A 15,505-nucleotide genomic window follows, 5' to 3' on the forward strand; every position below is an offset into this window, starting at 1 on the left:
CGCGAGCTGACCGGCGGCGAGGACGTCGACATCGTCTTCGAGCACCCCGGGCGCGAGACCTTCGGCGCCAGTGTCTACGTCACCCGCAAGGGCGGCACCATCGTCACCTGCGCCTCCACCTCCGGCTACACCCACGAGTACGACAACCGCTACCTGTGGATGTCCCTCAAGCGCATCGTGGGCTCGCACTTCGCCAACTACCGTGAGGCCTGGGAGGCCAACCGGCTGATCGCCAAAGGGAAGATCCATCCGACGCTGTCCCGCACCTACCCGCTGGCGCAGACCGGCCAGGCCGCGTACGACGTGCACCGCAACCTCCACCACGGCAAGGTCGGCGTGCTCGCGCTGGCCCCTGAGGAAGGCATGGGAGTGACCGACCCCGAGACGCGTGAACGCCACCTGGCGTCCATCAACCTCTTCCGCGACGCCGCAGCCGCAGCCGCAGCCGGTGCGGCGCCCGGCAGTTCCACCGCCGCCGCGGGAGCGGCCGCGTGAGCGGGCCCGGGCAGCGCGACCGCCCGTGGCTGATGCGGACCTACGCGGGCCACTCGACCGCGGAGGAGTCCAACGCGCTCTACCGGCGCAACCTCGCCAAGGGCCAGACGGGCCTGTCCGTCGCCTTCGACCTGCCGACGCAGACCGGCTACGACGCCGACCACGTGCTGGCGCGCGGCGAGGTGGGCCGGGTCGGGGTGCCGGTCGGGCACCTCGGCGACATGCGGCGGCTCTTCGCGGACATCCCGCTCGACCGCATGAACACCTCGATGACCATCAACGCCACCGCCATGTGGCTGCTGGCGCTCTACCAGGTGGTCGCCGAGGAGCAGGGGGCCGAGCTGCCGGCCCTGCAGGGCACGACGCAGAACGACATCGTCAAGGAGTACCTGTCGCGTGGGACGCACGTCTTCCCGCCGGGCCCGTCGCTGCGGCTGACCACCGACACGATCACGTATGCGGTGCACCACGTCCCGCGCTGGAACCCCATCAACATCTGCAGCTACCACCTCCAGGAGGCGGGCGCGACGCCGGTGCAGGAGGTCGCGTACGCGATGTCCACCGCGGTCGCCGTGCTGGACGCGGTGTTCGCCTCCGGGCAGGTGCCCGAGGAGCGGCGCGGCGAGGTCGTGGGGCGGATCTCGTTCTTCGTCAACGCCGGGGTGCGCTTCGTCGAGGAGATGTGCAAGATGCGCGCCTTCGGCCGGATCTGGGACACCGTCACGCGCGAGCGCTACGGCGTCGAGGACCCGCGGCAGCGCCGCTTCCGCTACGGGGTGCAGGTCAACTCGCTCGGGCTGACCGAGGCGCAGCCGGAGAACAACGTGCAGCGCATCGTGCTGGAGATGCTGGCCGTGACGCTGTCCAGGGACGCCCGCGCCCGGGCCGTCCAGCTCCCGGCCTGGAACGAGGCGCTGGGCCTGCCCCGGCCCTGGGACCAGCAGTGGAGCCTGCGCATCCAGCAGGTGCTCGCCTACGAGAGCGACCTGCTGGAATACCCGGACCTCTTCGACGGCAGCCATGTCGTCGAGGCGAAGGTCGCCGAACTGGTGGAGCTGGCGACCGCCGAGATGGCGCGCATCGAGGAGATGGGCGGCGCGATGGCGGCCGTGGAGTCCGGCTACCTGAAGTCGGAGCTGGTGGCCTCGCACGCGGCGCGCCGGGCGCGCATCGAGTCCGGCGAGGAGAAGATCGTCGGCGTCAACGTCCACCGGGCGACCGAGCCGAGCCCGCTGACGGCCGATCTGGACACCGCGATCCACACGGTGGACCCGGCCACCGAGGCCCGCGTGGTGGCCGCGTTGGAGGAGTGGCGGCGCGAGCGCGACGAGCCGCGTACCAAGGCCGCGCTGGCCGCCCTGCGGGAGGCCGCCGAGGGCACGGACAACCTGATGGCGGCGACCCTGGAGTGCGCCAGGGCGGGTGTGACGACCGGCGAGTGGGCGGGCGCGCTGCGCGAGGTCTTCGGCGAGTTCCGCGCCCCGACCGGGGTCGGCGGCGCGCCGGTGGCGGTCGCGGCGGACGACGGCGGGGCGCTCGCCGAGGTCCGCCGCCGGGTCGCGGAGACCGCGCGGGAGCTGGGCGGCGGGCGGCTGCGGCTGCTGGTCGGCAAGCCGGGCCTGGACGGGCATTCCAACGGCGCCGAGCAGATCGCCGTACGCGCCCGCGACGCCGGCTTCGAGGTCGTCTACCAGGGCATACGGCTGACCCCCGAGCAGATCGTGGCGGCCGCGGTGGCCGAGGACGTGCACTGCGTGGGCCTGTCGATCCTGTCCGGGTCGCACAGCGCGCTGGTGCCGGACGTGCTGGAGCGGCTGCACGCCGCGGGCGCGGACGACATGCCGGTGGTGGTCGGCGGCATCATCCCGGCCGCGGACGCGGCCGCCTTGCGGGCGGCCGGTGTGGCGGCGGTGTTCACGCCCAAGGACTTCGGTATCACCGGGATCATCGGCCGGATCGTGGACGAGATCCGGCGCGCGCACGAGCTCGACGAGTTCGACGGGCCCGTCGAGCAGGACAAGCTGGAGGTATGACCGTGCAGTTCGGCCGCACTTACGAGGAGTTCGAGGTCGGTGCCGTCTACCGGCACTGGCCGGGGAAGACCGTCACCGAATACGACGACCACCTCTTCTGCCTCCTCACCATGAACCACCACCCGCTGCACATGGATGCCAACTACGCGGAGAAGACCACCGATTTCGGCCGCAACGTGGTCGTCGGCAATTACGTCTATTCGCTGCTGCTCGGCATGTCCGTACCGGACGTGTCGGGCAAGGCCATCGCCAACCTGGAGGTCGAGTCGCTGCGGCACGTCGCGCCGACCTTCCACGGCGACACGATCTACGGCGAGACGACGGTGCTGGACAAGTGGCCGTCCAAGAGCCGCGACGACCGCGGGATCGTGCGTGTCGAGACGCGCGGCCACAACCAGGACGGCACCCTGGTGTGCGTCTTCCACCGCAAGGTGATGGTGCCGACCGCCCGGTACGTCGAGCAGCGCGGCGGCGAGCAGCCGGGCCGCCCGGAGCCGCGGCCCCGGCCCGTGGAGCAGTCCTCGACGCAGCCGGAAGGGAAGTGACATGGCCGACCGTCTCGCGCGCACCGAGGGCCTGACCGAGATCCAGCGGGAGATCATCGGGACCGTCCGGGATTTCGTCGACAAGGAGATCCTGCCGGTCGCCACCGAGCTGGAGCACCGCGACGAGTACCCCCTCGCCATCGTCGAGGGCCTCAAGCAGCTCGGCGTCTTCGGGCTGATGATCCCCGAGGAGTACGGCGGCCTCGGCGAGTCGCTGCTCACCTACGCACTGGTCGTGGAGGAGATCGCGCGCGGCTGGATGAGCGTGTCGGGCATCATCAACACGCACTTCATCGTCGCGTACATGATCCGCCAGCACGGCACGCAGGAGCAGAAGGACCACTTCCTGCCGCGGATGGCGGCCGGCGAGGTGCGCGGCGCGTTCTCGATGTCGGAGCCGGGCCTGGGCTCGGACGTGTCCGCGATCAGGACCAGGGCGGTCCGCGACGGGGACGCGTACGTGATCAACGGCCAGAAGATGTGGCTGACCAACGGCGGCACGTCGAACCTGGTCGCGGTGCTGTGCCGGACCGACGAGGGGCAGCCGGCGGACGCGCCGCCGCACCGCTCGATGACCACCTTCCTCATCGAGAAGGAGCCCGGCTTCGGCCCGAACCCCGCGGTGCCTGGCCTGACCGTGCCGGGCAAGATCGAGAAGATGGGCTACAAGGGCGTCGACACCACCGAGCTGGTGCTCCAGGACGTGCGGATCCCCGCCGACCGGGTCCTCGGCGGCGTCGGCGGGCGTGGTTTCTACCAGATGATGGACGGCGTCGAGGTGGGCCGGGTGAACGTCGCCGCGCGTGGTTGCGGCGTCGCCAAGCGTGCCTTCGAGCTGGGCATCGGTTACGCACAGCAGCGGCACACCTTCGGCAAGCAGATCGCCGAGCACCAGGCGGTGCAGTTCAAGCTCGCCGAAATGGCCACCAAGGTGGAGGCCGCCCACCAGATGATGGTCAATGCCGCACGCAAGAAGGATTCCGGCGAGCGGAACGATCTGGAAGCGGGCATGGCCAAATACCTCGCGTCGGAGTTCTGCAAAGAAGTCGTCGAGGACGCCTTCCGCATCCACGGCGGCTACGGCTTCTCCAAGGAGTACGAGATCGAGCGGCTGTACCGGGAGGCCCCGATGCTGCTGATCGGCGAGGGGACCGCCGAGATCCAGAAAATGATCATCGGACGGCGACTTCTGGAGGAGTATCGATTCCAGGGGTAAATGTCCAATTTTGGATGCATTTACCCGAGGCAAACATCACACTGCGCCATGGTTTCGGCCGCCGGAGAGCCACCAGAACCGGCCACCGACTCGGCCTCGCGCTTGCCCAGTTGCCGGTGTCAGCCGATACCATCGACCAAAGCCGCCGTCCCCAGAAGCAATTCGCGGCATCCTCCGCTACGAAGGTCTTCCATGCCCCACAGCCATTCCCCTGCACCGCGCGGCCGGGTCCGCCTCGCCCGTGGAGCATCACCGTGGCTCCTCCCGACCGTCGCCACCGCGGCGGTCTCCCTCGTCAAGGCGCGCCAGTCCGGCCGCTGGGCGACCGTGGCAGTCCCCGCCACCGCCCTGGCAGCCGGGATGCTGTGGTTCTTCCGCGACCCCGAGAGGGAGATCGCCGAAGGACGGGTGATCAGCCCGGCCGACGGTGTGGTCCAGAGCGTCATGCCGTGGAAGGACGGGCGCACCCGCGTCGCGATCTTCATGAGCCCGTTGAACGTGCACGTCAACCGCGCTCCGCTGGCCGGCACGATCTCCTCCGTCGAGCACATCCCCGGCGGGTTCGTTCCGGCGTTCAACAAGGAGAGCGAGAACAACGAGCGGGTCGTGTGGCATTTCGACACCGACCTCGGCGACATCGAGATGGTGCAGATCGCCGGCGCGGTCGCGCGCCGGATCGTGCCGTACGTGCCGCGCGGCTGCAAGGTCGAGCAGGGCGACCGCATCGGGCTCATCCGCTTCGGCTCACGCGTCGACGTCTACCTCCCCGAGGGCATCGAGGCGGGCGTCGAGGTCGGCCAGACCACCACGGCTGGGGTGACACGCCTTGACCGTGACTGACGGCGATACGGCGCAGTCCGACTGGGTGACCGAACTCCAGGACGAGGTCGACGACCTCCCCCTGTCCACTCGGCTGTCCATCGCGGACGCGCTCACGCTCGGCAACGCGATCTGCGGCTTCCTGGCGGTCTACTTCACCACCACCGGGGTGCTGGTCCCGCACCTGAACGGCACGAGCGACGGCGGCATGTCCAAGCACAGCGCGGCCACCGCGGTCTCGCTGATGCTGCTGGCCTCCGTCTTCGACCTCTGCGACGGGCTGGTGGCGCGCAAGCTGCGCAGCTCGGCGATGGGCGCGGAGCTGGACAACCTCTCCGACCTGATCAGCTTCGGGCTCGCCCCGGCCTACTTCGTGGTCGTGTGGGGACTGGTCGCCGACGACGCGTACGGCAAGGTGTCGGCGGCAGCGGCCGTCCTGGTGGTGCTCGCGGTCGTCCTGCGCCTCGCGCGCTTCTCCTGCACGACGCTGCGGGACGGCGTCTTCCAGGGCATGCCCAGCCCCTTCGGGGCGATGACCGTGGTCTCCCTGATCCTGCTGGAGCTGCCCTTCGCTCCGACGATCTGCGCGATCGTGGGTGTGGCGTGGCTCATGGTGAGCCGCGTCGAATACCCCAAGCCGCGCGGCCGGCTCGCCCTGATCACCTTCGCGTGGACCGTGGTGAGCATGGGGTGCCTCACGGCCTGGACGCTGGACGTGCCCGGCGGGCACCAGCTCCTCCAGACCGGGGCCGCGCTCCAGTGCATGGCTGCGGCGGTCATTCCGTGCTTCGCCACGACGCGCCGTGTGAACACGATCCGCGCCAACCGCCGCGAGGCGCGCGCCACCGCGCTTCGGTAATCCCCGCGGCCCCTCCCGGGCCGCACCCCGCAGTGCCTGCCCGGCCGCGCAGAGTGAGCTTTCACACTGCGCGGCCGGGTTCTGCGTTTTCTGCGGCACGACCGCCGTGCGGCCCGAGCGTTTTCAGGGCGCGCCTGTCTCGCCGGGTACTTCACCGGCGTGTGGGACGGCCTCCCAGGCGAAGCTCTGGGGGAAGACTGCGCGAGCAACCCACCATCGGCCGGGGGTCCGGTACGGATCGAGTTGCCCCTTGCGGCCGGTGACGACCCGCGCGCGGCCGGTGGTTTCGCGCGCAATTGCCCGCGCCCCCGGTGTGCCCGGCGCGGCAAGCGCAACCTCAGAGCAGCAGCTCCTCCGCCAGGGTTGCGGCGACGCGTTCGAGGAGGGGGCCGGCGTCAGCGATGGAGCGGGCGGGGTCGGGCTCGACCGCGGAGAGCGGGTACGCCGCGGTGATGCCCGCGGCGGCGAGCGCGGCCGGCGGGACGGCGAGCCGCCCGCACACCGCGGCGACCGGCACCCCGCGGGCCGCGGCGGCGCGGGCGACGCCGACGGGCGCCTTCCCGTGCAGGGTCTGCTCGTCGAGCGAGCCCTCACCCGTGATGACGAGGGTCGCGCCCTCCAGCGCGTCCACGAAGCCCAGGACGTCGAGCAGGATGTCGATACCGGGCCGGAAGGCCGCGCCCAGGGCGAGGAGCGCACCGAAGCCGATGCCGCCCGCGGCCCCCGCGCCAGGTGCGGCGGCGAGGTCGGCCGCGTCCAGGACCTCCGCGTAGTGCGCGAGCGCCGCGTCGAGAGCGCGTACGTCGTCGGCGTCCGCCCCCTTCTGCGGCCCGTAGACGGCAGCGGCGCCCGTGGGGCCGAGCAGCGGGTTGTCGACGTCGCCGGCCAGCACGACCTCGGTGGCGGCCAACCGCGGGTCGAGCCCGCCGAGGTCGGCGGTGGCGAGCCCGGCGAGGGCGGCGCCGCCGGGTGCGACGGGCGCGCCGTGCGCGTCCAGCAGCCGGGCGCCGAGCGCGGCGAGCATGCCCGCGCCGCCGTCGGTGGTGGCGCTGCCGCCGACACCGAGCACGATGCTGCGGGCCCCCGCGTCCAGCGCGGCCCGCAGCAGCTCGCCGGTGCCGTACGTGGTGGCGGTGCGCGGCGCGAAGACGCCGGGCGGCAGGTGGCGCAGCCCGGACGCCTCGGCCATCTCCACCACGGCGGTGCCCTCGCGGAGCGCGTACGACGCCTCGACGGGCTCGCCGAGCGGCCCGGTGACACGCACGGTGCGCCGTGTGAAGCCCGCGGCGACGGCGGCGTCCACCGTGCCGTCGCCGCCGTCGGCGACCGGCAGCGCGGTGACGTCGAGGCCGGGCACGACCGCCCGCAGGCCCGCGGCCACGTGCTCGGCGACCTGCACGGCGGTGAGCGAGCCCTTGAACTTGTCGGCGGCGATCAGCACCCGCCCCTGCGACTTCCGTGCGGTGTCGGCCACCTTCGTCAGCTCCCGTCCGATCATGGTTCAACGGCAGCTCGGACCCTATCCCGCGTGCCGGAGTGTTCGCCGCCGCGGGGCGGCGGACCGTAGATTCGAGGTATGACGACCGATTTCGCGACGTACATAGCCGGGCTGCCGAGGATCCTCGCCGGGGCCAACATGCTCTTCCGCTCCGCGGACGGCAGAGTCCTGCTCGTCGAGCCCAACTACCGTGAGACCTGGACGCTTCCGGGCGGAACCATCGAGTCGGACGAGAACGAGACGCCGCGGCAGGCGGCGCGGCGCGAGTCGCTCGAGGAGGTCGGACTGGACGTGGAGCCGGGCGCGCTGCTGGTGATGGGGTGGACGACGGCGGGGCCGCCGCGGCCGCCTTCGGTGACCTTCCTCTTCGACGGCGGGGTGCTGACGGACGAGCAGATCGCGTCGATCCGTGTCCAGGAGAGCGAGCTGGACTCGTGGAAACTGGTCGACCCCGCCGAGGTGGACCGCTACCTCACCCCGCACGGTGCGCGCTCGGTGCGGGCGGCGGTCGAAGGCCTGGCCTCCGGGCGCACGCCCGTGGAGCTCGTCGACGGGCTGCCGGGCGGCGCCTAGTGCTGTGACCGCCGCGCGGATCCTCAGGCCTTGGGGATGTCGAAGAAGTAGGTGAGCGAGCCGGCCAGCCGGATGTCGCCCTTCAGCTTGAGCTTGCGGGTGAAGAAGAGGGTGGGCCCCGAGGCGTTGCCGGAGACGAGCTTGAGGAATTCCGGTGCGGCCATGACCAGGCTGAGCTGCGGCTCGCGGTCGGTGCGCTCGGGGGTGACGGTGCAGGCGCCGCCGCCGATGTGGGTCTCGTAGACGTCGTCGGGGCCGTCGTCGGCAGCGGTGATGCGCCAGCGGACGAGGGCGTCGCGGCCGGCGGCCGCGTCGGGCTTGAAGAGGGTGTGCATGCGCCCGAAGACCTCGTCGAGGACGCGGCGCCGCTGCCGTCCGGCCATCAGCTCGGCGATCCGCGCGGCGGGCAGGCCCTTGACGATCCGGGCGAAGTCACGGGGCTCGACCGTGCCGAAGTCCAGGGTCTCCAGGTCGAGGTCGTCGAGTGCGGCCATCGGTCCACCGTCCTTACTCCAGAGTAAACTTACCGACCAGTAAGAATAGTTTCCGCACCGGCCGCCCACAACCCGGAACCACCGCGACAGAGAGCAACATTTACCCCTAAGCTTCCGAGTCGGCGCGGGTGAACTGCGCGTTGCCGCAGGCGATTTGCGGCCCGGGCCGCACTGTCCCCATCGCTCACTCGCGTACCGCGAAAGGCTCCACCATGTCCCAGCCCCAGACCCAGCAGCTCGGCAGCGGCCAGACCACGTCCGCCGAGAGCTTCTGGTACGTCCTGCACTGCATCGCCTTCGGCGCCGGCTACTTCGCCAAGGTCCCGGTCAAGAAGGCCCTCAGCGACTACGGCCTGGTCCAGATGACCGGCGCCGAGAAGTTCTGGTACGTGGTGCAGAACATCTTCTTCGGGTCGGGCTACCTCGCCAAGGTCATCTACAAGAAGGCGCTGTCCGAGGTGCGGTTCGGCGTGCAGCCGGGATACGGCGCGCAGCCCGGCTACCCCTCGCAGCCGGCCCCGGGCCAGTCGCCGTACGCGGGCTGACGGCCCCGCACGAACCGGAGCCGCGGCGGGCCTGGCCCGCCGCGGCTTCCGCGTTCCGGCCGCGCCGCCTCAGCGCCGGGCCGTGCGGCGCAGGTGCCGCAGCACCGCGCGGGCGGCGTTGTGGCCGCTCATGCCGTGCACACCGGGTCCGGGCGGGGTCGCGGACGAGCACAGGAAGACCCCGGGGCGCGAGGTCGCGTACGGGATCGCGGCGAGCCGCGGGCGCAGCACCGTCTGGAAGCCCGAGAAGGCGCCGCAGCCGATGTCGCCGCCCACGTAGTTGGCGTTGCGCGCGGCGAGCCCGGCGGGGCCGGTGACGGCGCGGGCCAGCACCAGGTCGCGGAAGCCCGGGGCGAAGCGCTCGATCTGCCGCTCGACGGCGTCGGTCGCGTCGCCGTGCCAGCCGTTGGGCACGTGCCCGTAGGCCCAGAAGACGTGCTTGCCCTCGGGGGCGCGCGAGGGGTCGGCGACGCCCGGCTGGGCGGTGATCAGGAACGGGGTGTGCGGCGGGCGGCCGGTGACCGCGCGGCTCAGGGCGTCGCCGATCTCGGTGTACGTGGGCCCGACGTGCACCGTGCCGGCCCGCCGCGCCTCGGGCGCCGTCCACGGGACGGGGCCGTCGAGGGCGTAGTCGATCTTGAAGACGGAGGGGCCGTAGCGGTAGCGCCGGTAGGCGTCGCCGAGGGCGGCGATCCGGGCCAGCGCGGTCGGCGAGGTGTCGAAGACGTAGGCGCGGGCGGGCGGCAGCTCGTCGAGCTTGCGGACCGTCACGCCGGTGCGGATCACGCCGCCCAGCTCGGTCAGATACCCGGCGAGCGCGTCGGAGATCGCCTGCGAGCCGCCGCGCGCGACGGGCCAGCCGCGCTCGTGCCCGGCGAGCGCGAACATCATGGCCATCGCCCCGGTGAAGGGCTGGCTCAGCCTCGTGATCGCGTGCCCGGCGAGCCCGGCGAGCATCCCGCGGGCCTTCGGGTCGTGGAAGCGCAGCGCGAGCAGCGACAGCGGCGGGGTGCCGGTGAGCCCGAAGCGCGCGAAGCGGTAGGGGTCGCGCGGTACCCCCGACCACTGCGGCCGGAAGAAGTCCGCGGCGATCGACTCCCAGTGCCCGATGTAGGGCGCCAGCAGCCTGCGGTACGTGCCCGCGTCGCGCGGGCCGAGCGACGCGGCGGTCTCCCCCACGCTCCGCGCGAGGACGGCGGCGGTGCCGTCCGGGAAGGGGTGCGCCATGGGCACGTCCGGGTGCAGCCACTCCAGGCCGTGCCGGGCCAGCGGCAGCGCCTGGAAGGCGGGCGAGCCGATCCCGAAGGGGTGGACGGCCGAGCAGGGGTCGTGCCGGAAGCCGGGAAGCGTCAGCTCCTCGGTCCTGGCGCCGCCGCCCACGGTGTCCGCGGCCTCGTAGATCTGCACGCTCAGGCCCGCGCGGGCCAGCTCGACGGCGGCGGTCAGCCCGTTGGGGCCCGCCCCGACGACGACCGCGTCCGCGACCACGGCCCGGCTCACGGCCCGACCGCCGTCCGGCCGCGGGCACCCGTTCCGGCGTCGCAGCAGGAGGCGGGCGGGCCGCCCGCCGCCTCCGCCCCACCGGTCACCGCACCGACTCCGTTGCCCATGCGGCCCATCCAACCAGACTGCGCGGCCGCGTGGTTCGGTACCCCGGTGCGTATGGCAGGGTCACGCCATCGCGGGGATGACGTGGTCGCCGTACGCGTCCACAGTGGCCTGCTTGGCGTCGTGCATCGCGTAGAGGGCGAAGTGGTCGACGCCGAGCCCGCGCAGCGCGCGCATCCGGGCCAGGTGCGCCTCCGGGGGGCCGATGACGCAGAAACGGTCCACGATCGCGTCCGGCACGAACGCGGTGTCGGGGTTGCCGCTGCGGCCGTGGTGCGCGTAGTCGTAGCCCTGCCGCTGCCGGATGTACGCGGTCAGCTCCTCCGGCACCTCGGCGGAGTGCGCGCCGTACCGCGCGACCAGGTCGGCGACGTGGTTGCCGACCATGCCGCCGAACCAGCGGCACTGCTCCCGGGCGTGCGCGAGGTCACCCGGCGCGACCCCCGCGGTGACGTACGCGGGCGCGGCCACGCACACCGTGACCGACGCCGGGTCGCGCCCGGCGCGTTCGGCCGCGGCGCGCACCGCCTTGACCATCCACGCCGTCAGATGGACGTCGGCCAGCTGCAGGATGAAGCCGTCCGCCAGTTCCCCCGCCATGGCCAGCGCCTTCGGCCCGTACGCCGCCATCCACACCGGCAGCCGCCCGTCCCGCACCCACGGCAGCCGCAGCGCGGTGCCGTCGACGACCGCCTCGCGGCCCTCGGCGAGATCGCGGATCGCGGTGATCGCGCGGCCGAGCCGGGCCAGAGTGGCGGGCGGGCGGCCCGCGACGCGCATCGCCGAGTCGCCGCGGCCGATGCCGCACACGGTGCGGTTGCCGTACATCGAGTTGAGGGTCGCGAAGGTGGAGGCGGTCACCTCCCAGGTGCGGGTCGCGGGGTTGGTGACCATGGTGCCCACGGTCAGCCGCTCGGTGTGCTCCAGGATGCGGCTGTGGATGACGAACGGCTCCTGCCACAGCACGGCGGAGTCGAACGTCCAGCCGTGGCTGAAGCCCCGGCTCTCGGCGCGCCGCATGAGCGCGACGACGTCGGACGCGGGCGGGTCGGTCTGCAGCACGAGGCCGAAGTGCATGGGCCGCGCTCCTCGCTGGTGCGTGACGGTCACGGGTGCGGGTCACAGGTACTGGCACAGGCCGCGCGGGGTGTACTGGCCGTGCCCGGCGCGGCCCACGTACGTACCGCGGTCGACGACCGGGACGCCGCGCGACAGCACGGTCTCGACCCGGCCGGTGAGGGTGCGGCCCTCGTAGGCGCTGTAGTCGACGTTCATGTGGTGCGTCCGCGCCGAGAGGGTCTGCTCGGCGTGCGGGTCGTAGATCACCACGTCGGCGTCCGCGCCGGGCGCGATGGTGCCCTTGCGCGGGTGGAGGCCGAACATCCGGGCGGGCGCGGCGCAGGCGACGTCGATCCAGCGGCGGCGGCTCAGCCTGCCCTCCACGACGGCCTGGTGCAGCAGGTCCATCCGGTTCTCCACGCCCGGCAGGCCGTTGGGGATGCGGGAGAAGTCGCCGCGGCCCAGCTCCTTCTGGCCCGCGAAGCAGAACGGGCAGTGGTCGGTGGACACCACCTGGAGGTCGTCGGTGCGCAGCCCGCGCCACAGCGCCGCCTGGTGCTCGCGCGGGCGCAGCGGGGTGCTGCACACGTACTTGGCGCCCTCGAAACCCGGCTCGGCGAGGTTGTCGGCCGACAGGAAGAGGTACTGCGGGCAGGTCTCGCCGAAGACCGGAAGTCCCAGGTCGCGGGCGGCGGTCAGCTCGGCGAGCGCCTGCTCGGCGGAGACGTGGACGACGTACAGCGGGGAGCCCGCGACCCGGGCGAGCTGGATCGCGCGGTGCGTCGCCTCGGCCTCCAGCAGCGCGTGCCGCACCTCGCCGTGCGCGCGCGGTCCGGTCCGGCCCGCCTCCAGTGCCTGCCGGACCAGGACGTCGATGGCGATGCCGTTCTCGGCGTGCACCATCGGCAGGCCGCCGTTGGCCGCGGCCCGCTGGAAGGCGCGCAGGATGCGGCCGTCGTCGCTGTAGAGGACGCCGGGATAGGCCATGAAGAGCTTGAAGCTGGTGACGCCCTCCTCGACCAGGGCGTCCATCTCGCGCAGCGTCCGGTCGTGGACGTCGGCGACGATCATGTGGAAGCCGTAGTCGACCGCGCAGCGCCCGTCGGCCTTCTCGTGCCAGGCGTCCAGGCCCGCGCGCAGCGAGCCGCCGACGCTCTGGACCGCGAAGTCCACGATCGTCGTGGTCCCGCCCCACGCGGCGGCCCGGGTGCCGGTCTCGAAGGTGTCGGACGCGGTGGTGCCGCCGAAGGGCATCTCCATGTGGGTGTGCGCGTCCACGCCGCCGGGGACGACGTAGCGGCCCGTCGCGTCGATCACGGTGTCGGCGGTGAGGGACGCGGCGGCGTCGCTGCCGTGGGCGGCGAGTGCGGCGATCCGGCCCGCCTCGATCAGCACGTCGGCGTGCGCCTCCTCCGCGGCGGTGACGACGAGGCCGCCGCGGATCAGGGTCCGGCCGTTCACAGGGCGACTCGGGCCGCGTAGTCCTCCCGGGCCGCGGCGAGCGCCGCCTCCAGGATCTCCGCGCCCTCCTCGGCCTCGGCGACGGTCAGCGACAGCGGCGGCGCGATCCGCAGCACGTTGCCCGCCCTGCCGCCCTTGCCGACCAGCAGGCCGTTCTCCCGGGCGGCCTCCAGGACCACTGCCGCGGCCTGCGCCGACGGGCGGTCGGAGCCGGGCACGACCATCTCCACGCCGAGCATCAGGCCGCGCCCGCGCACCTCGCGCACCACGTCCAGCCGCGCGGCGGCGCCCTCGATGCGGGCCCGCAGCAGGCCGCCGACCCGGCGGGCGTTGCCCTGGAGGTCGTGGCCGACGAGGTGGTCGAGGTTGGCCAGCGCCGCGGCGGCGGTGACCGGGCTGCCGCCGAAGGTCGAGATGGAGTTGGCGGCCAGGCAGTTCATAACCTCGGCGCGGGCCACGACGCCGCCCACGGACATGCCGTTGCCGACGCCCTTGGCGAAGGTGAGGATGTCCGGCGGCCCGGCCGCCGCGTGCGCCTGCCAGCCCCAGAAGTGGTCGCCGGTGCGGCCCCAGCCGGTCTGCACCTCGTCGGTGATCCACAGGATGCCGTGCTTGTCCAGCACCTGCTTGAAGGCGGCCAGCAGCCCGTCCGGCGGCATCGTGAACCCGCCGACGCCCTGGACGGGTTCCGCGACGAGCGCGGCGACCCGGCCGCCCGTCTGCCCGAGCACGTCCTCCAGGTCCGCCACGCACGCCGTCACGAACTCGGGGTCCGCCAGGTGCGCGTACGGGCCGCGGCTGCGCACCCCGCCGTGCACGTACAGCGTCTGCAGCGGGGACAGGCTCGTCGGCGACCAGGCCGAGTTGCCGGTCACGCCGACCGTGCTGAAGGAGCGGCCGTGGTAGCTGTTGCGCAGCGCCAGGACCTGGTTGGAGCCGCGGTAGGCGGTGGCCAGCAGCAGCGCGGTGTCGTTGGCCTCGGTGCCGGAGGTGGTGAAGAACACCCGGGCGTCGGGGATGCCGGACAGCCGCGCGATCCGCTCCGCGAGTTCCACGGCCTGGCTGCTCAGGTAGAGCGTCGAGGAATGCAGCAGCCGCCCGGCCTGCGCCACGACCGCCGCGGTGACCTCGGGCAGCGCGTGCGCGGTCATGGTGGTGAGGATGCCGCCGAAGAAGTCCAGGTAGCGGTTGCCCTCGGCGTCCCACACATGGCGGCCCTCGCCGCGCGTCAGCTCGATCGGCCGGTCGTAGTACGTGGCCAGCCAGTCGGGCAGCACCGCGCGGTGCCGGGCGTGCAGGGCCTCGTGCAGGCCCGCGGTCTCGGTGGCCACTCCCTCACGCCCCCGTCAGGATGCCGTACGCGTCCGGGCGCCGGTCGCGGTAGAAGGCCCACTGGGTGCGGACCTCGTCGAGCAGCCCGAAGTCCAGGTCCCGGACGAGGAGTTCCTCGTCCGTGGTGGACGCCGGGTCGCCCACGAGCCGGCCGCGCGGGTCGGCGAAGTAGCTGGTGCCGTAGAAGTCGTCGTCGCCGTACTCCTCGCGGCCCACCCGGTTGATCGCCGCCACGAAGTACTCGTTGGCCACCGCCGCGGCGGGCTGCTCCAGTTGCCACAGGTGCGCCGACAGACCACGGCTGGTGGCACTCGGGTTGAACACCAGCCGGGCTCCCGCCAGGCCCAGCGCCCGCCAGCCCTCCGGGAAATGCCGGTCGTAGCAGATGTAGACGCCGATCCGGCCGACCGCCGTGTCGAAGACCGGCCAGCCGAGATTGCCCGGCCGGAAGTAGAACTTCTCCCAGAACCCGGGGAGTTGCGGCAGGTGGTGCTTGCGGTACTTGCCGAGGTAGCTGCCGTCGGCGTCGATCACCGCGGCGGTGTTGTAGTACACGCCGGGCTGCTCGATCTCGAAGACCGGTACGACGATCACCGTGCCGGTCTCGCGGGCGAGGTCCCGCATCCGCCGGACGGTGGGCCCGTCCGGCACCGGCTCCGCCCAGCGGTTGTGGGCGGCGTCCTGCACCTGGCAGAAGTAGGGGGCGTTGAACAGCTCCTGGAAGCCGATGACTTGCGCTCCCTGCGCCGCGGCGGTGCGGGTGTGCGCTTCGTGCTTGGCGACCATCGAGTCGGTGTCGCCGGTCCAGGCCGCCTGGACCAGTGCGGCGCGTACGACGTTGCTCATGCGGCTGCTGCCCCTCTGACGTGGCGTCACGTCGCCCCACTGTGGCGCGCACCGTGCGCTTCCGCGCGGGAGTACCCGCTGTGTCGCCGCGGGCTGACCCGTACGGCCCACTCGCCGTGCGG

General features: G+C 72.6%; 15 protein-coding genes. 8 read left to right on the forward strand and 7 right to left on the reverse strand.

Annotated elements, in window-relative coordinates; translation table 11 throughout:
* The 6 genes from IH54_RS0111175 to pssA all read left to right on the forward strand — a co-directional run.
* The coding region (locus IH54_RS0111175) for a zinc-binding dehydrogenase (protein WP_031515440.1) at positions 1-495 on the forward strand (495 nt) is incomplete at its 5' end.
* Between the two features lie 32 nt (positions 496-527).
* Positions 528-2,528, forward strand: coding sequence for a protein meaA (locus IH54_RS0111180; protein WP_031515442.1), 2,001 nt, complete (start codon positions 528-530; stop codon positions 2,526-2,528).
* Positions 2,529-2,530: 2 nt separating this feature from the next.
* The gene (locus tag IH54_RS0111185; RefSeq protein WP_043180559.1) at positions 2,531-3,073 is read left to right on the forward strand and encodes a MaoC family dehydratase; all 543 of its coding nucleotides are present in this window, start codon (positions 2,531-2,533) and stop codon (positions 3,071-3,073) included.
* Position 3,074: 1 nt separating this feature from the next.
* Positions 3,075-4,289, forward strand: coding sequence for an acyl-CoA dehydrogenase family protein (locus IH54_RS0111190; RefSeq protein WP_031515446.1), 1,215 nt, complete (start codon positions 3,075-3,077; stop codon positions 4,287-4,289).
* Between the two features lie 192 nt (positions 4,290-4,481).
* The gene (locus tag IH54_RS0111195; RefSeq protein ID WP_031515448.1) at positions 4,482-5,129 is read left to right on the forward strand and encodes a phosphatidylserine decarboxylase; all 648 of its coding nucleotides are present in this window, start codon (positions 4,482-4,484) and stop codon (positions 5,127-5,129) included.
* The gene (gene pssA, locus IH54_RS0111200; protein ID WP_031515450.1) at positions 5,116-5,967 is read left to right on the forward strand and encodes a CDP-diacylglycerol--serine O-phosphatidyltransferase; all 852 of its coding nucleotides are present in this window, start codon (positions 5,116-5,118) and stop codon (positions 5,965-5,967) included. Before IH54_RS0111195 ends, pssA begins: the two co-directional genes overlap by 14 nt.
* Before the next feature lie 337 nt (positions 5,968-6,304).
* On the opposite strand, the gene IH54_RS0111205 is transcribed toward pssA, so the two are convergent.
* Entirely contained in the window at positions 6,305-7,465 is a 1,161-nt protein-coding gene (locus tag IH54_RS0111205) for a glycerate kinase (RefSeq protein ID WP_052397299.1), read from the reverse strand.
* A 78-nt stretch (positions 7,466-7,543) separates the two neighbouring features.
* Between IH54_RS0111205 and IH54_RS0111210 the strand changes: the two genes are divergently transcribed.
* Positions 7,544-8,038 (forward strand): NUDIX domain-containing protein, encoded by a 495-nt coding sequence (locus IH54_RS0111210; RefSeq protein WP_031515453.1) that lies wholly within the window; start codon positions 7,544-7,546, stop codon positions 8,036-8,038.
* Positions 8,039-8,061: 23 nt separating this feature from the next.
* Here IH54_RS0111210 and IH54_RS0111215 read toward each other — a convergent pair whose 3' ends face one another.
* On the reverse strand, positions 8,062-8,532 hold the full coding sequence (locus tag IH54_RS0111215) for an SCP2 sterol-binding domain-containing protein (protein ID WP_031515455.1): 471 nt from the start codon (positions 8,530-8,532) through the stop codon (positions 8,062-8,064).
* A 212-nt stretch (positions 8,533-8,744) separates the two neighbouring features.
* Between IH54_RS0111215 and IH54_RS0111220 the strand changes: the two genes are divergently transcribed.
* Entirely contained in the window at positions 8,745-9,077 is a 333-nt protein-coding gene (locus IH54_RS0111220; protein WP_031515457.1) for a hypothetical protein, read from the forward strand.
* Between the two features lie 69 nt (positions 9,078-9,146).
* Here the strand turns inward: IH54_RS0111220 and IH54_RS0111225 are convergent, their stop codons facing one another.
* The 5 genes from IH54_RS0111225 to IH54_RS0111245 all read right to left on the reverse strand — a co-directional run bounded on the left by IH54_RS0111225 (position 9,147) and on the right by IH54_RS0111245 (position 15,383).
* Positions 9,147-10,577, reverse strand: a complete 1,431-nt coding sequence (locus IH54_RS0111225; protein ID WP_031515459.1) for a phytoene desaturase family protein — start codon at positions 10,575-10,577, stop codon at positions 9,147-9,149.
* Between the two features lie 171 nt (positions 10,578-10,748).
* Positions 10,749-11,762: a TIGR03842 family LLM class F420-dependent oxidoreductase gene (locus IH54_RS0111230; RefSeq protein WP_031515460.1), complete on the reverse strand. Its 1,014-nt coding sequence runs from the start codon at positions 11,760-11,762 to the stop codon at positions 10,749-10,751.
* A gap of 42 nt (positions 11,763-11,804) precedes the next feature.
* Positions 11,805-13,205 carry a dihydropyrimidinase gene (hydA, locus tag IH54_RS0111235; protein ID WP_031515461.1) on the reverse strand — a complete coding sequence of 467 codons (1,401 nt, stop codon included), beginning with the start codon at positions 13,203-13,205 and terminating at the stop codon, positions 11,805-11,807.
* A complete protein-coding gene (locus IH54_RS0111240) occupies positions 13,202-14,536 on the reverse strand; it encodes an aspartate aminotransferase family protein (protein WP_031515462.1) in 1,335 nt (444 codons plus the stop codon). The genes hydA and IH54_RS0111240 overlap by 4 nt, the downstream gene beginning before the upstream one ends.
* 4 nt (positions 14,537-14,540) lie before the next feature.
* Positions 14,541-15,383, reverse strand: a complete 843-nt coding sequence (locus IH54_RS0111245; protein WP_031515463.1) for a nitrilase-related carbon-nitrogen hydrolase — start codon at positions 15,381-15,383, stop codon at positions 14,541-14,543.
* Positions 15,384-15,505: the final 122 nt, after the last annotated feature.

This window comes from Streptomyces sp. NRRL F-5123 (genome assembly GCF_000721495.1).
In the GTDB taxonomy this organism is placed as follows: domain Bacteria; phylum Actinomycetota; class Actinomycetes; order Streptomycetales; family Streptomycetaceae; genus Actinacidiphila.

Bases quoted from the DNA above. Each gene is read 5' to 3' on its own strand.
- IH54_RS0111180 (WP_031515442.1), top strand. From the start codon at position 528: ATGCGGACCTACGCGGGCCACTCGACCGCGGAGGAGTCCAACGCGCTC.
- IH54_RS0111215 (WP_031515455.1), bottom strand. From the start codon at position 8,532: ATGGCCGCACTCGACGACCTCGACCTGGAGACCCTGGACTTCGGCACG.
- IH54_RS0111190 (WP_031515446.1), top strand. From the start codon at position 3,075: ATGGCCGACCGTCTCGCGCGCACCGAGGGCCTGACCGAGATCCAGCGG.
- IH54_RS0111195 (WP_031515448.1), top strand. From the start codon at position 4,482: ATGCCCCACAGCCATTCCCCTGCACCGCGCGGCCGGGTCCGCCTCGCC.
- IH54_RS0111230 (WP_031515460.1), bottom strand. From the start codon at position 11,762: ATGCACTTCGGCCTCGTGCTGCAGACCGACCCGCCCGCGTCCGACGTC.
- IH54_RS0111220 (WP_031515457.1), top strand. From the start codon at position 8,745: ATGTCCCAGCCCCAGACCCAGCAGCTCGGCAGCGGCCAGACCACGTCC.
- IH54_RS0111210 (WP_031515453.1), top strand. From the start codon at position 7,544: ATGACGACCGATTTCGCGACGTACATAGCCGGGCTGCCGAGGATCCTC.
- IH54_RS0111205 (WP_052397299.1), bottom strand. From the start codon at position 7,465: ATGATCGGACGGGAGCTGACGAAGGTGGCCGACACCGCACGGAAGTCG.
- IH54_RS0111245 (WP_031515463.1), bottom strand. From the start codon at position 15,383: ATGAGCAACGTCGTACGCGCCGCACTGGTCCAGGCGGCCTGGACCGGC.